Annotated in this window: 16 protein-coding genes, 1 tRNA gene and 1 pseudogene; 7 read left to right on the forward strand and 11 right to left on the reverse strand. The window is 71.2% G+C overall.

Annotated features, from left to right (window positions below):
* Positions 1-56 precede the first annotated feature (56 nt).
* Positions 57-311: pseudogene (locus tag QNO21_RS07740) on the forward strand (ATP-binding cassette domain-containing protein); the annotation flags it as partial.
* A gap of 183 nt (positions 312-494) precedes the next feature.
* Here the strand turns inward: QNO21_RS07740 and QNO21_RS07745 are convergent.
* The 7 genes from QNO21_RS07745 to QNO21_RS07775 are packed head-to-tail and all read right to left on the reverse strand — an operon-like array spanning position 495 to position 4897.
* Positions 495-908 (reverse strand): pilus assembly protein TadG-related protein, encoded by a 414-nt coding sequence (locus tag QNO21_RS07745; protein ID WP_257519130.1) that lies wholly within the window; start codon positions 906-908, stop codon positions 495-497.
* The gene (locus tag QNO21_RS07750) at positions 905-1372 is read right to left on the reverse strand and encodes a TadE family protein (RefSeq protein WP_257519131.1); all 468 of its coding nucleotides are present in this window, start codon (positions 1370-1372) and stop codon (positions 905-907) included. The genes QNO21_RS07745 and QNO21_RS07750 overlap by 4 nt, the downstream gene beginning before the upstream one ends.
* Positions 1347-1697, reverse strand: coding sequence for a TadE/TadG family type IV pilus assembly protein (locus tag QNO21_RS07755; RefSeq protein ID WP_257514615.1), 351 nt, complete (start codon positions 1695-1697; stop codon positions 1347-1349). The genes QNO21_RS07750 and QNO21_RS07755 overlap by 26 nt, the downstream gene beginning before the upstream one ends.
* Before the next feature lie 29 nt (positions 1698-1726).
* Complete coding sequence (locus QNO21_RS07760) at positions 1727-1909, reverse strand: hypothetical protein (RefSeq protein ID WP_257519324.1); 183 nt, start codon at positions 1907-1909, stop codon at positions 1727-1729.
* Positions 1910-1956: 47 nt separating this feature from the next.
* The gene (locus QNO21_RS07765) at positions 1957-2871 is read right to left on the reverse strand and encodes a type II secretion system F family protein (protein ID WP_308211344.1); all 915 of its coding nucleotides are present in this window, start codon (positions 2869-2871) and stop codon (positions 1957-1959) included.
* A 5-nt stretch (positions 2872-2876) separates the two neighbouring features.
* Positions 2877-3734 carry a type II secretion system F family protein gene (locus tag QNO21_RS07770; RefSeq protein WP_257519133.1) on the reverse strand — a complete coding sequence of 286 codons (858 nt, stop codon included), beginning with the start codon at positions 3732-3734 and terminating at the stop codon, positions 2877-2879.
* A complete protein-coding gene (locus QNO21_RS07775) occupies positions 3731-4897 on the reverse strand; it encodes a TadA family conjugal transfer-associated ATPase (RefSeq protein WP_257519134.1) in 1167 nt (388 codons plus the stop codon). The genes QNO21_RS07770 and QNO21_RS07775 overlap by 4 nt, the downstream gene beginning before the upstream one ends.
* A 112-nt stretch (positions 4898-5009) precedes the next feature.
* Here QNO21_RS07775 and QNO21_RS07780 point away from each other — a divergent pair, with 112 nt between their 5' ends.
* The 5 genes from QNO21_RS07780 to QNO21_RS07800 all read left to right on the forward strand — a co-directional run bounded on the left by QNO21_RS07780 (position 5010) and on the right by QNO21_RS07800 (position 7737).
* Positions 5010-5285 (forward strand): hypothetical protein, encoded by a 276-nt coding sequence (locus QNO21_RS07780; RefSeq protein WP_257519135.1) that lies wholly within the window; start codon positions 5010-5012, stop codon positions 5283-5285.
* On the forward strand, positions 5269-5805 hold the full coding sequence (locus QNO21_RS07785) for a thermonuclease family protein (protein WP_257519136.1): 537 nt from the start codon (positions 5269-5271) through the stop codon (positions 5803-5805). The genes QNO21_RS07780 and QNO21_RS07785 overlap by 17 nt, the downstream gene beginning before the upstream one ends.
* Before the next feature lie 124 nt (positions 5806-5929).
* Entirely contained in the window at positions 5930-6778 is an 849-nt protein-coding gene (locus QNO21_RS07790; protein WP_257519137.1) for a formate/nitrite transporter family protein, read from the forward strand.
* Between the two features lie 14 nt (positions 6779-6792).
* Positions 6793-6874, forward strand: a tRNA-Leu gene (locus QNO21_RS07795).
* A 59-nt stretch (positions 6875-6933) separates the two neighbouring features.
* Positions 6934-7737 carry a DedA family protein gene (locus QNO21_RS07800; RefSeq protein ID WP_374113638.1) on the forward strand — a complete coding sequence of 268 codons (804 nt, stop codon included), beginning with the start codon at positions 6934-6936 and terminating at the stop codon, positions 7735-7737.
* Here QNO21_RS07800 and ku read toward each other — a convergent pair.
* A complete protein-coding gene (gene ku / locus QNO21_RS07805; protein WP_257514622.1) occupies positions 7734-8714 on the reverse strand; it encodes a non-homologous end joining protein Ku in 981 nt (326 codons plus the stop codon). The genes QNO21_RS07800 and ku overlap by 4 nt on opposite strands.
* A gap of 60 nt (positions 8715-8774) precedes the next feature.
* Between ku and ligD the strand changes: the two genes are divergently transcribed.
* Positions 8775-11612 (forward strand): non-homologous end-joining DNA ligase, encoded by a 2838-nt coding sequence (gene ligD, locus QNO21_RS07810; RefSeq protein ID WP_257519138.1) that lies wholly within the window; start codon positions 8775-8777, stop codon positions 11610-11612.
* A gap of 9 nt (positions 11613-11621) precedes the next feature.
* On the opposite strand, the gene QNO21_RS07815 is transcribed toward ligD, so the two are convergent.
* The 3 genes from QNO21_RS07815 to rph form a co-directional block, all read right to left on the reverse strand.
* Positions 11622-12530, reverse strand: a complete 909-nt coding sequence (locus QNO21_RS07815; protein ID WP_257519139.1) for a cation diffusion facilitator family transporter — start codon at positions 12528-12530, stop codon at positions 11622-11624.
* Between the two features lie 73 nt (positions 12531-12603).
* Complete coding sequence (gene rdgB / locus QNO21_RS07820) at positions 12604-13218, reverse strand: RdgB/HAM1 family non-canonical purine NTP pyrophosphatase (RefSeq protein ID WP_257519140.1); 615 nt, start codon at positions 13216-13218, stop codon at positions 12604-12606.
* Positions 13215-13961: a ribonuclease PH gene (gene rph / locus QNO21_RS07825; protein WP_257519141.1), complete on the reverse strand. Its 747-nt coding sequence runs from the start codon at positions 13959-13961 to the stop codon at positions 13215-13217. Before rph ends, rdgB begins: the two co-directional genes overlap by 4 nt.
* Between the last annotated feature and the right edge of the window lie 4 nt (positions 13962-13965).

Genomic DNA, 13965 nt, shown 5'->3' on the forward strand with positions numbered 1-13965 from the left:
TCTCGGGCCGGCCCGGCCGAGGCCGTCCGGCCGCTTGCCTTCCCGACGAGCGACAGGCGGTCTACGAGATCCTCGCGTTCGTCGGGCTCTCGCACCCCGCCCACCATCACCCTGCGCAGCTGAGCGGCGGCGAGCAGCAGAGCGTCGGCCTCACCCGGGCTCTCGTCTCGCGGCCGGCCCTGCTGCCGCGCGACGAGCCGACGTCATCCCTGAACGTCGTGATCACCGGCGCACCGTGCGAGGCCACCCGGCCGGGGTCAGCCGGGTCTGACCGCCGAATTCTGCAGACACTTCCTCTCTCGGCCATGTGACTTCCCGCTCACACAGCCCGGAGGTGGACGTGGGCGCGGCTCGGACAACGCGCGCGTGAGCGGGAACTCACATACGAAATCGGGACACTGAGACCCCGCGAGTCGACCCGCACGTGCGGAGCGACGCGGTGCCGCGCGTGAGGGACGCCGAGCCGCCGGCTGGAGCGGGTCGGCGCGCCTCGTTCAGCGCAGGGCGGTGCGGCTCGTGGCCGTCGACTCCAGCGGCACGCCGGCGGGGACGAGAAGCGTCGCGATCGGCGGATGCCACACCGTCGACACCGTCACCCGGGCAGAGACCCCGTCCGGCGTTGCCGCCGAGACGAGCACGGCAGTACCGACCGCGCTCACGATGCCGGCGGCCTGCTCGTGGACCCCGGCGTCGGTCAGCTGCGCGGTCGGCTCCCCGCCGTCGACCGACAGGGTGAACCCGTCGGCTCCGGCGAGCGCCGCGGCATCGGCCACCGCGTCGAGGCGCTTGCTGGCCAGGTGCAGGCTCGTCGCATCGACGCACACCAGGATCAGCAGTATCGCGAGCACCGCGTACCCCAGCGACAGCAGCATGATGCTGCCGTCGTCGTCGGCCTGCCGCGTCGTCATCGCTCGCTCCAGAACCGCGAGACCTTCTGCACGGATGCCGCCTGCACAGGGATACTCGCGACCTGCTCAAGCCCCAGCACCTGCGGCACGAGCGGCAGCGTCACCCGCGTGGCGACGGTGACATGCAGCGTGGCGCCCGATGCGGGACACCCGGAGCCGGCCGGCGTGCACCTGATCGCGACCTCGACGGCATCCGGCTCCAGGCCGTACTCGTCGACGACCGCGGCGAGGATCGCGTCGGTGCGGGCCGCGGCTGTCGCGGCATTCGGAGCCGTCGCCACCGCGCGTGCGATGTGACGCGCACCGGCCTCGGCCCCCAGAGTCTGCCCCTGCACGGCCCCCAGCGCGACGATCAGGTACACCAGAGGCACCAGCAGGATCACCCCGACGAGGATGAACTCCAGCGCGGCAGCACCTTCATCGTCGCCGGCCGCTCCGTCAGCCGAGGCTCTCCACCGGGGCATGCGCGCTCACCTCCAACGCCTCGGGCGCGCCGAGCAGTCCCACCAGCGGGAGGGTCGCCCGCACCGTCACTCGCACCGCCGGGTGGCCGAGGTGCGTCGTCTCGACCACCTCCACGGCCTCGGCGAACTGACCGCCCACCGCGCGGCGGATGATCGTGCGCGTGCGGTCGGCGCCCTCATGCAGCGCCGTATCGGCGAGCGCCGCGTGGAACGCCCCCTCGACGGCCGCATCGTGCACCACGTTGCGCACGTACACCGCCACGCCGAACTGCAGTACTCCGAGGGTCAGCAGGGTCAGCAATGCCCCGACCAGCACGAACTCCACCGGGCTCGAGCCGGTGTCGTCCCCGAGCTCTACAATCCGCTGACGCTCTGGATCGCCTGCTCGAACAGGCCCGCCAGCGCGGGCCCGGCGACGGCCCAGATCACCACCACCAGACCCGCCGTCATGAGCGTCACCAGCACCCAGCCCGGCACGTCGCCACGGTCGTCGTCGCGCACCCCGCCCCACGCCGTGCGCAAACGCAACGCCATCATCTCCCTCTGTTCGCGGAACATCGCCGCTCCTTTCCGACCGCACGCGGTCACCCGAATCCGACTCGAAGCATGAACACACCAGGAAAGATCGCGAAGAGCACCGAGAGCGGCAAGATGAGGAAAACCAACGGCAGGAGCATCAGGATCTCCTTGCGTCCTGCCTGCTCGATGAGCACGCGCTTGGCATCTTCCCTGGTGTCCGTGGCCTGGGCCTGCAGCACCTGGGCGAGGGGCGCTCCCCGATCGAGCGCCGCCACGAGGTGATCGACGCTGCGCGTGAGCGCCGGGATGTCGAGGTCCCGCGACAGGCTCACGAGTGCGTCAGGCAGGGGCGAGCCGGTGCCCACGGCCAACACGACCCGACGGAGCTCACCCGGCAGCTCCCCCGAGCCGACATCCGCGACACGGCGCAGCGCGTCGAGCACGCCCTCCCCCGCCGCGAGGCACAGGGAGAGGAATTCCAGCACCGTGGGCAGCTCCTCGTGCGCCCGCGTGACCCGGGCACGCGCCGCGCCCGTCAACCGCATGTCGCACAGGGCCGCGCCCGCGATGGCGGCAATCGGCGGCAGCAGGATCGAGCCGGCCACGAATCTGCCGGCCACCGCGAGCGCAACGACGACCAGCGCACCGGCGATGAGCCCACCCAGCGTCCAGCCCAGCTGGCGGGCGCGGAAGCGCGTGACGTCCATCTCCCACCCTGCCTGCCGCAGGCGCCGCGCGATCACCGTCGAGCCGCCGAGGGCACGGGCGAGCCGATCGCTCCAGGCGCGCCAGGCATCGGCGACGCCCAGGGCCGGCACCCCCAGCGGGGTCAGTCCGAGCGGGTCGGCCGTGTCACGCAGGTACGGAGCGAGGCGATCGGCCAGCCGAGCCGCTCGCCAGCCCGGAAGCCGCATCACGACGAGCGCCAGTCCCATGGCCAGGCCGCCGCCGAGGACGACCGCGAGGGCGAGTTCGGTCACACCACTCACGCGAACCACCGCCGCGGCTCGGGCAGTCGGCCGATCCGCACCATGATGCGGTAGGCGATCGCCGACACCGCCGCACCCACCAGCACGACAGCGACGCCCTCCGGGCTGCCGTACGCGCGCGCACCCTCGGGTCGCAGGGCGAGAAGCGCGAGGATCACCCACGGGGCGATGACCCCGAGTGCGGCGGCACCGCGGATCCAGGATTGGCGCGCCTCGACCTCGGCGCGCAACGCGGCGTCGGCGCGCACCGACGCCGAGAGCGAGCGCAGCACCGTGGGCAGCTCTGTGCCGCCCACGTGCCGGGTCATGCGCAGCGTCTCGATGATGCGATCCGCCGCGGGGTCGGCCAGCGTGTGCTTCAGCCGCAGCGCGGCGGAGTCGAAGTGGCCCGACGCACTCAGATCACGGGCGAAGACGGCAAACGCCGGCCGCAGTTCGCCGGGTGCCGACTGCGCGAGGCTCGATACGGCGTCCGGCAGCGACATCCCGGCACGCACCGACGCGATCAGCAGGTCGCAGACATCCGGCCAGAGCGCCCGGCGGCTGCGCTGCCGCCCCGCGGCGCGCGAACGCAGCCACACCACGGGCGCCGCGGCACCGGCGGTGCCCGCGACGAGTGCAAGTGCGGGCAGCCCGGTCACGAGCCACGCGACGGCGGCCGCCGCCGCTCCGATCAGCACGGTGGCCGACCCCACCGCCCGCGGGCGTGCATGCGCGAATCCCGCCGCCGCCAGCAGGCGGGCAAGCCGTCCTTCCGTCGTCGGCCGCGGGCGACGAACCCCCGCCGGCCACAGCCACGGCGAGAGAGCAAGCAGCAACCCCGCCGCCAGCGCCCCACCCCAGAAGAACGTCATCCGGCGCCCGCCCGGTACAGCGACTGCGCTTCGACGACCCCGTCGAGGACCCGGCCGGTGGGAGCGATGATCTCCGCGATGCGGCGGTGCCCCGTGGCATCCCGCTCGCAGTGCACGACGAGGTGGACGGATGCCGCGACAGCGGGCACCACGAACCCCGGGTCGATGTTGCGTCCGGCCAGCAGCGGCAGCGCGGCGAGCTTCGCCAGCGCCTCCTGCGCCGAATTCGCGTGGATGCTCGCCGCCCCGGGCACTCCCGTGTTGAGCGCCAGCAGCAGGTCCAGCGCCTCGGCGTCGCGCACCTCGCCGACGATGAGGCGGTCCGGCCGCATGCGCAGCGCCTCTTTGACCAGGCGCCGCAGGGTCACCTCGCCCGTCCCCTCGAGGCTCGGCTGTCGGCCCTGAAGGGCGACGAGGTCGTCGGCGTCGACGGCGAGTTCGAAGGTCTCCTCCACCGTTACGATGCGATGCTCCGGCGGGCACGCCGCGATGAGTGCGCCCAGGAGGGTCGTCTTGCCGCTGTGGGTCGCTCCCGAGATCAGCACGCTGCGCCCGGCAGCCATTGCCCCGCGCAGCATGTCGGCGGCCCGCAGGGTGAGCGAGCCCGCGGCGACGAGCCGGTCGAGGTCGCGGAACATCGGCAAGAACCGGCGGATGTTGACCGACCAGTGCCGGCGCGTGATGTCGGGGATCACGACGTGCAGCCGCGAACCGTCGGGCAGCGACGCGTCGACGAAGGGCTGACTGAGATCCACGCGGCGACCGCTGGCGTGCAGCATCCGCTCCACCAGGTCCCGCACCGCGGAATCGGTCAGAACCAGGTCCAGCCGTTCGCTGCGCCCCGCCCGAGCGATGAAGATGCGGTCCGGAGCATTGATCCAGACCTCCTCGACCGTCGGGTCCTCCAGGAACGGCTGCAACGGCCCATACCCGGTGACCGCCGCGAGCACCTCGCGCACGCACGCGCCCTCGTCATCGACCGGGGCCAGCCCTCGCGCGAGCGCGAAGTCGTTGTGACGACGCACCTCGGCCCGCGCGATCTCCGTGGCCACCTCGGCGATGCGGGCGGCATCGACGGGCTCGGCACGCAGCCGCTCCCGCACACGCTCGGTGACCCCCGCCGCGATGTGGGCGGCTCCGGTCGACGCGTAGGCCAGGCTCACCCGATGCATCCTCGCAACGCCCCGCCCGTGGCGCGCGAGTTATCCACAGCGACGGGCGGCGGGGTGGGCGGGGTGGCGAGGGGTGTCGGCGACCGCGCCTACGCTGGAAGGCATGCTGATCGGTTCCATCCGCCCCGTCGAGTCCCGCGAGATCACCGTCGAGGCGCAGTCCCTCGCCGAGATCCACGAGAAGCTCGAGGCGCAGATGCCGGCGGGCTGGCAGCTGAGCGACGCACCGGTGCGCATGACCAAGGGCACGATCACGGTCACCGCCGTCGGCACGATCGTGCGACGCGATGGCGGGCGCGAGATCGAGGCCGACGACATGCCCGCCCTGCAGGCGCAGGTGCCCGAGGGGTGGCAGCTCGTGCATGTGCGCACGCCGTAACACGCGATCCGCGACCACCGCGCGACGAAGCCAGCGCGCCCAGGGTTGGGCGCTGGTCCTGGCGCTCCTCCCAGGGGCCGTCGTCGTCATCGGCCTCTGGCTCGCGGGCGACGGACCGCGCGCCGATTCGCGCAGCACGGAGGCACCCACGGCGCAGACCGTCGACGTGCTGGCCATCACCGACGGCGACACCATCGACACCACCGAGGGCAAGGTGCGCCTGATCGGCATCGACACCCCGGAGCGGGGCGAAGCGGGCTACGCGGATGCCGCAGCGGATCTCGGCGCGTTCCTCTCCGCCGGCCCGGTCACCCTCGTCGCCGTCACCGGCCACGACGACGCCGACCGATACGGTCGGCTGCTTCGCTACGTGCGGGTCGACGGCCGCGACGCGGGCACCCATATGCTGCAGACCGGATGGGCGGTGGCTCGGTATGACAGCCGCGACGGCTACGACGGGCATCCGCTCGAAGCGGAGTACATCGAGCTCGACGCCGCGCACGCGATGCCGGCGGGCTGACACCGTCAGCCGCCCGCCCTGAAGGTTTTTCACGGCGGCGCTTCAGCGATCCTGGCGCTGGACCGGTGAACATGGAGATCATGGGACTTCCCCGCCCCGTGCCCGCTGCCCTGGAGTACCCCCGATGCTGACCATCACGCAAGCGCTCAACGTGCAGGCCGACGCCGCGCGTCACAAGGCGCAGGGTCTGCTGACCCCGGCGCGATTCGTCGTCTCCGGCATGCTCGCCGGAGCGTATCTCGGGGTCGGCGTCATCCTCATGGTGAGCACCGCAGGCCCACTGATCGCGGCAGGGTCCGGCGCCGGAAAGCTCGTCGGGGGGCTCGTCTTCGCCGCCGCCCTGACGCTCGTCGTCTTCGCCGGCGGCGAGCTCGCGACCTCGAGCATGATGACCCTGACCCAGGGCGTCGCCATGCGCGTCGTCCGCCCCGGGCGGGCCGCCGCGGCTCTCGCCGTGACCTTCGTCGCCAATCTGGTCGGCGCCGCACTGTTCTCGGCGGTCGTCGCGGGCGCGGGACTGCTGCACTCGAATCCGGGCGCCGAGGCGATGCTCACCGACATGCTCACCGCGAAGTCGGCGGAGCTGCCGCATGAGCTGTTCCTCCGCGGCATCCTCTGCAACGTGTTGGTGTGCCTGGCGATCTGGATGTGCGCACGCCTCACCTCAGACGGCCCCAAGATCGCCGTGATCGCCTTCGCGATCCTCGCCTTCGTCGCCTCGGGCTACGAGCACGTCGTGGCGAACATGACCACGTACGCGCTGGGCCTCATGACCGGCGTCGACGCGGCGACCTGGGCCGACTTCGGCGGCAACATGCTCTGGGTGGGCACCGGCAATCTCGTGGGCGGTGCCGTGGTGGTCGGACTCGGGTACTGGTTCGTCGCGGGCTCCCCGCGCGGCTCCCAGGGCGCCTCCGTCGAGGACGAGGGCGTGGCCGTCATCGTCGAAGGAGAGCCCCGCTCCCCCCAGTAGACTGGGGCAACCCGGCGGGAGTGGTGAAATCGGCAGACACGCAGGATTTAGGTTCCTGTGCCTTCGGGCGTGTGGGTTCAAGTCCCACCTTCCGCACGGATGGATGCCGCGGCATCCACCACTGACACCGCCGACATCCGACCGACGGGACCCCTGTGCTCGAAACCGCACTGCACGCACCGACCGCGCTGATCCCGTGGCTGGACCCCGCCGCGATCATCACGAACTCGCAGCCCTGGGCGCTGCTGGTGGTGTGCTTCATCGTCTTTGCCGAGACGGGCCTTCTGGTCGGCTTCCTGCTGCCAGGCGACACGCTGCTGATCATGGCGGGCCTGCTGTCTCATTCGACGGCGGTCGCGCCCGATGGCGTCTTCGGCATCAGCGCGTGGTGGGTGGCGCTGCTCATCGGACTCTCTGCCTTCGTCGGTGGTGAGGCCGGGTACCTCATCGGCCACAAGGGCGGCCCGGCGGTGTTCGAGCGCAAGGAATCGGGCGTCTTCAGCCGCCGCAACGTAGAACGCACCAACGCCTTCTTCGAGCGGTACGGCGGCCTCACGATCATCCTGGCGCGGTTCGTTCCCATCGTGCGCACGTTCGCGCCGGTTGCGGCGGGCGTCGGACACATGCCGTGGCGCCGCTACTCGCTCTACAACTTCATCGGCGCCGTGCTGTGGGGCTTCGGCCTGACGATGATCGGCTACGGAATCGGGTTCATCCCCTTCGTCGGCGACTTCGTGTCGGAGTACATCGACGTGATCCTGCTCGCCGCTGTCGCAGGGACGCTCGTCTTCGTCGTCTGGCACTACTTCGCCGAGCGCCGCAAGGTCGCGCAGGAGAAGGCCGCCGGCGACGACGGCGTGACGGATGCCGCAGAGGCTCAGGAACTGGTCCTGGACCAGGACGCGTTCGACGATGACATCGACGAGAACCCCGAGGGTCCCGCCGCAGCGCGCGGCTAGCTGGCCTTCTTCTTCGCGGGCGCCTTCTTCGCCGGGGTCTTCTTAGCCGGTGAGCTCTGGGCGGCCGCCGTCTTGACCGGTGCCTTCCCGGCGGGTGCCTTTTTTGCGGGTGCCTTCTTCCCGGTTGGCGCGGCGGCGGACTTCTTGGGTGCCGCGTCGTCGGAGTCGGCGCTCCCCGAGCCGCCCCGAGCCGCCCGTGAGCGCTCCACGCTCGCCCGGAGGGCCGCCATCAGGTCGATGACCTCGCCACCTGTGTCGGACTCCTCCACCTCGCCGAACGTCTCCGATGTGTCGAGAGCGTCGCCCTTCTCGAGCTTCGCCTCGATGAGGGTGCGCAGCTCCTGCTGATACTCGTCGGTGAAGTCCTCCGGGTCGAAGTCACTGGCGAAGCTCTCGACCAGGCTGGCCGACAACTCCAGCTCCTTCGCCGAGATGCGCACCGACTCATCCAACGCGGGGAAGGTGGCCTCGCGCACTTCGTCGGCCCACAGCAGCGTCTGCAGCACGAGCACGTCGCCCCGCACCCGCAGGGCAGCCAGCCGGGTCTTCTGCCGCAGCGCGAAGCGCACGATGGCGGTGCGGTCGGTCTGCTCGAGGGTCTTCCGCAGCAGCACATAGGCCTTGGGCGAGGCGGAGTCGGGTTCGAGGTAGTACGCCTTGTCGAGGGTGAGCAGGTCTATCTGGTCGCTCGGGACGAATTCCACCACGTCGATCTCGCGGCTGCGCTCGGACGGCAGCGATGCGATGTCATCGGCGGTGAGCACGACCGTCTGCTCTCCGTCGTCGTACGCCTTGTCGATGTCGGCATACGCCACGACCTCGCCGCAGACCTCGCACTTGCGCTGGTAGCGGATGCGCCCGCCGTCGGCGTTGTGCACCTGATGCAGCGGCACGTCGTGGTCCTCGGTGGCGGTGTAGACCTTCACCGGCACGTTCACGAGCCCGAAAGTCAGTGCGCCTTTCCAGATAGCCCTCATGCTCACAGTGAACACCCGTCGCATCCGTCACGCCTAGAGGTTGCGCACTAACCTGCTGACATGGCAGGTGAGGGGCAGCTGATCCGCATCGACGGTCGCCGGCTGCGGGTGACGAACCTCGACAAGGTGCTCTACCCGGCCACGGGCACCACCAAGGGTGAGGTCATCGACTACTTCACGCGCATCGCGCCGCTGATGATCCCGCACGTGATGGGCCGCCCCGTCACCCGCAAGCGCTGGCCCGAAGGCGTCGATGCGCCCTCGTTCTTCGCGAAGGACCTCGAGCGCGGCGCCCCGGACTGGGTCAGGCGGATGCCGATCGACCATTCCACGGGCGCCAAGGACTACCCGCTGGTCGGCGATCGCCCGACGCTGGTCTACCTCGCGCAGGTGGCGAGCCTCGAGCTGCACGTGCCGCAGTGGCGGTTCGGTCCCGACGGCGGACGCGCGAACCCGGATCGGATCGTGCTGGATCTCGACCCCGGCCCGGGTGCGGGCCTGGTCGAGTGCGCCGAAGTGGCGCGCCTGCTGCGGGAGATTCTCGCCGGCATGGGGCTGGAGCCGTATCCGGTCACCAGCGGCAGCAAGGGCATCCACCTCTACGCGGCATTGCCCGGCGAACAGTCGAGCGAGCAGATCACAGCGGTGGCACGCGAGCTGGCACGGGCTGTCGAAGCGGACCAGCCCGACCTCGTGGTCAGTCAGATGGCGAAGGCTCAGCGCCCCGGCAAGGTCTTCATCGACTGGAGCCAGAACAACGGCTCGAAGACCACGATCGCCCCGTATTCGCTGCGAGGGCGGGAGCAGCCGATGGTGGCGGCGCCTCGCGCGTGGGAGGAGCTCGATGACCCCGACCTGCGGCACCTCCTCTTCAGCGAGGTGCTGGAGCGGGCCGAGACCATGGGCGATCCGCTGGCCCCGCTGGGATTCCACGCCGACGGGCGCGCGTCGTCCGACGGCCCTCTGGCCGCCTACATCGCCAAGCGCACCGCGGGCCTGACCCCCGAACCCGTGCCCGACAACGCCCTGGGCGGGCGCGCGGCATCCGAACTCCCCCGGTTCGTCATCCAGGAGCACCACGCCTCGCGCCTGCACTGGGACCTGCGCCTGGAGCGCGACGGCGTGCTGGTCAGCTGGGCCGTGCCCAAGGGCGTGCCCGAGACGCCCTCGCGTAACCACCTCGCCGTGATGACAGAGGACCATCCCCTCGAGTACGCGACCTTCGAGGGCGAGATACCGCGCGGGGAATACGGCGCGGGAACGATGACCATCTGGGATGCCGGCGTCTATGACCTGGAGAAGTGGCGCGAGGACGAGGTGATCTTCACGGCGCACGGACGCCCCGGCGGGCCGCTTGGCGACGTGCGTCTCGCGCTCATCCGTACCGACGGCGCCGGGGAGAAGTCGACGTGGCTGCTGCACCGGATGAAGGTTGATGCCGCTCGGGCGCGTGATTCCGCCGACGTTCCCCCGTTTGCGCATGTGAGTTCCGGTTCACACAGCCCCCTCGGTGGGGCCGCCGGGCTCGGCGCCGACACGGACAGCGGCTCCAGCCCGACCACCGGCGCCGCCCCCGGTGCAGACAGCGACGCGGACACAGACACAGACACAGACAGCGACGCGGACGCGGACACAGACACAGACAGCGACGCGGACGTCGACACAGACACGGACACCGGCGCAGTGGGCGATACCGACCCCAGCGCAGGCGCAGGCGCAGTCGGCCGCGGGGACGCCGCCCCCACCCCCCGTGTGAGCGGGAACTCACATGCGAAAACGGGAAGCACTCGGCAGCAACCGGAAAGCCACCCCCCGGAGGCACGCCCCCAACCTCCCACGCCCCCGGCCCCGGCCGCAGACCCCCGTGTGAGCAGGAACTCACATGCGAAAACCGGGAACACCAACCGGCAACCGGAGAGCGACCCTTCGGATGTGCGGCCCATGCTCGCCACGTCCGCGACGCCGGCCCGAGCGCACGACGCCGTCCGCAGCTGGGGCGACCGCGCGTGGACGGAGCTGAAATGGGACGGCATCCGCGCGCTCGGCATCTGGGACGGCGACTCGCTGCAGCTGCGCGGCCGCAACGGCACCGACATCACTGCCCGCTACCCCGAGCTCACCGCTCAGGCCCCGGCCGTCTTCGGCGACACCCCCCTCACCGTTGACGGCGAAATCGTGGCCCTCGACGACACCGGCCGGCCGAGCTTCAGTTTGCTGCAGAACCGCATGCACCTCACCGGTGCCCGCGACATCGCGCGCGAAGCGCAGCGCACGCCGACCGCCTGGTACCTGTTCGACGTGCTCGCGCACGAGGGCGTCGACATCGCGCACCTGCCGCTCGCCGAGCGCCGCCGGCTGCTGGAGCAGCTGCACACCGCGCCGCCGCGCATCGACATCCCCCCGGTGTTCGACGACCTCGACACCGCGCTCACCACGGCGCGCCGGCATCGCCTCGAGGGAGTCGTCCTGAAGGACCCGCGGTCGACATACCGCCGCGGACAGCGCACCGAGCAGTGGCTCAAGGTGAAGCTCACCAGCACGCAGGAAGTCGTCATCGGCGCCATCCGCCCCGGCAAGGGGGGCCGCAGTGGATCGATCGGGTCGCTCCTGCTCGGCATCCCCGACGAAGAGGGTCTGCGCTACGTGGGCCGCGTCGGGTCGGGGTTCAGCGACCGCACCCTCGCCCGTCTCGGCGAGACGCTCACGCCGCTGCGCACCGACGAGAATCCGTTCGTCGGCATCCCTCGCGCCGATGCCTCCGACGCACTCTGGGTGCGGCCCGAGATCGTCGGCGAGGTCGAGTTCGCCGAGTTCACCCCGGGCGGCACGCTGCGCCACGCCCGGTGGCGTGGTCTGCGCCCCGACAAGTCACCGGCAGAGGTCACCCGCGAGCAGTGACCGCGCGGCTCACGTGTGCGCGTCGTGCTCGATGTGGCCGGCGGGCTCGAGCTGGAACGTCGAGTGCGCGACGTCGAAGTGTTCCGCGAGGCATCCCTGCAGCTCGGTGAGGATGCCGGCGGCGCGGCCGTCCGCCAGGCACGCTTCGTCGACGACGACGTGGGCCGTGAACACCGGCGCGCCGCGCGTCAGCTGCCACACGTGCACGTCGTGCACGTCGACGACCCCGGGGGTGTCGAGGATGTGGCTGCGGATGCGGGCGACCTGCATGCCCTCCGGCGCGCTCTCCCCCAGCACCGATGCCACCTCGCGCAGCAGCGAGATCGCACGCGGCACGATCATGGCCGCGATGAGCAGCGACACCACGGCATCCGCCGGGGTCCATCCCGTCAGCAGGATGATCACCGCCGCCACGATGACCGCGGCCGATCCCAGCAGGTCGCCGAGCACCTCGAGGTACGCCCCGCGCACGTTGATGCTGCGCTTCTGCGCCGCCCCCAGCAGCCACAGCGCCACGGCATTGGCGACGAGCCCCACGGTCGCGACGATCAGCATGAGCGCGCCGCCGATCTCCGCCTCCCCCGGACGCACCAGTCGTCCCACGGCCTCCACGACGATCCATCCCGCGAGGACCAGCAGGATCACGGCGTTGGTGAGCGCGCCGAACACCTCTGCACGCTGATACCCGAACGTCGCCCGGTCGTCGGCCGGGCGTGCTGCGACCGTGCTCGCGATGAGCGCGATGACGAGAGCGGCGGCGTCGGTGAACATGTGACCGGCGTCGGCGAGCAGCGCCAGCGACCCCGACAGCAAAGCACCCGCGACCTGCACGACGAGCACGACCGTGGTGATCGTCAGCGAGATCGCCAGCAGCCGTCGGTTTCCGGCACCGCGGATGCCGGGGGCATGGTCGTGCATGCTTCCACGGTACGTCGCCGACCCCGGCGCCGGCCCTCCGAACGCTAGTCGGGAATGATCGTGATTCTCAGGCTCAGAGGTCTGCCAGGAGCGGCGCGAGGGCGGCGAAGGCGCGGGCGCGATGGGATGCCGCGTTCTTCTCCCCCGCCTCCCACTCGCCGACGGTGCGCTCGGCGCCCGCCGGCTGTCCGTCGGGGATGAAGACGGGGTCGTAGCCGAAGCCGCCCTCCCCTGCCGGCGCGGTCGCGAGGCGCCCCGGCCAGGCACCCTCCACGACGTGCTCGGCACCGCCGGGCACGACGAGCGCGATCGTGGAGACGAACCGAGCGGTGCGACGCGGATCGGCGATGTCGCTCAGCTGGTCCAGCAGCAGCTCGAGGTTCGCCGTGGCATCCTTCGCATGCCCCGCCCAGTAGGCGGAGAAGACGCCGGGCGAGCCGCCCATCACGTCGACGCACAACCCGGAGTCGTCGGCGAGGGCGGGGAGGCCGGTGTGCGCTGCGGCGGCGCGCGCCTTGATGAGCGCGTTCTCGGCGAACGTCACCCCGTCTTCGACCGGCTCGGGGCCGTCGTAGCCGACCACCTCGAGGTCGGGCCGGGTGGCGAGCACGATCGACTGGAACTCCTCGACCTTGTGCGGGTTGTGCGTCGCGAGCACGACGCGTTTCGTCTCGCTGCGCTCGCTCAACGGCCGGCCTCCTCCGCGAGCACCGCCGCCTGGATGTCGCGCAGCTGCGCGCACCCGGCGACGCCGAGGTCCAGCAGGGCGTCGAGCTCACGCTTGTCGAAGGGGGCGCCCTCTGCGGTGCCCTGCACCTCGACGAACAGGCCGCGGCCGGTGACCACGATGTTCATGTCGGTCTCGGCGCGCACATCCTCGACGTAGGCGAGATCGAGCATGGGCTCGCCGTCGATGATGCCCACAGACACCGCCGCGACCGAGTCGACCAGCACCTGCGAGCGCTGCGCGATGAACTTCTTCTCCCGGCCCCACGCGATGGCATCCGCCAGCGCGACGTACGCGCCGGTGATCGCGGCGGTGCGGGTGCCGCCGTCGGCCTGCAGCACGTCGCAGTCGATGACGATCGTGTTCTCGCCCAGCGCCTTGGTGTCGACCACCGAGCGCAGCGCGCGGCCGATGAGCCGCGAGATCTCGTGCGTGCGGCCGCCGACGCGCCCCTTGATGGACTCGCGGTCGTTGCGGGAGTTGGTCGCCCGCGGCAGCATCGCGTACTCGGCGGTGACCCAGCCCTTGCCCTTGCCGGTCAGCCAGCGCGGCACGCCGTTGGTGAACGACGCGGTGCACAGCACCTTGGTGCCGCCGAAGGAAATCAGCGCCGATCCTTCGGCGTGGGCGCTCCAGCCGCGTTCGATGGTGACGGGTCGCAGCTGGTCGACGGTGCGTCCGTCGGCACGGGTGATGTCGGTCATGTCT

It is taken from the genome of Microbacterium sp. zg-Y818 (assembly GCF_030246905.1).
Lineage (GTDB): Bacteria > Actinomycetota > Actinomycetes > Actinomycetales > Microbacteriaceae > Microbacterium.

Coding starts and splice junctions, on each gene's coding strand:
- QNO21_RS07745 (WP_257519130.1), bottom strand. CDS start 908: ATGACGACGCGGCAGGCCGACGACGACGGCAGCATCATGCTGCTGTCG.
- QNO21_RS07750 (WP_257519131.1), bottom strand. CDS start 1,372: ATGCCCCGGTGGAGAGCCTCGGCTGACGGAGCGGCCGGCGACGATGAA.
- QNO21_RS07760 (WP_257519324.1), bottom strand. CDS start 1,909: ATGATGGCGTTGCGTTTGCGCACGGCGTGGGGCGGGGTGCGCGACGAC.
- QNO21_RS07770 (WP_257519133.1), bottom strand. CDS start 3,734: ATGACGTTCTTCTGGGGTGGGGCGCTGGCGGCGGGGTTGCTGCTTGCT.
- QNO21_RS07780 (WP_257519135.1), top strand. CDS start 5,010: ATGCTGATCGGTTCCATCCGCCCCGTCGAGTCCCGCGAGATCACCGTC.
- QNO21_RS07785 (WP_257519136.1), top strand. CDS start 5,269: ATGTGCGCACGCCGTAACACGCGATCCGCGACCACCGCGCGACGAAGC.
- QNO21_RS07790 (WP_257519137.1), top strand. CDS start 5,930: ATGCTGACCATCACGCAAGCGCTCAACGTGCAGGCCGACGCCGCGCGT.
- ku (WP_257514622.1), bottom strand. CDS start 8,714: ATGAGGGCTATCTGGAAAGGCGCACTGACTTTCGGGCTCGTGAACGTG.
- ligD (WP_257519138.1), top strand. CDS start 8,775: ATGGCAGGTGAGGGGCAGCTGATCCGCATCGACGGTCGCCGGCTGCGG.
- QNO21_RS07815 (WP_257519139.1), bottom strand. CDS start 12,530: ATGCACGACCATGCCCCCGGCATCCGCGGTGCCGGAAACCGACGGCTG.
- rph (WP_257519141.1), bottom strand. CDS start 13,961: ATGACCGACATCACCCGTGCCGACGGACGCACCGTCGACCAGCTGCGA.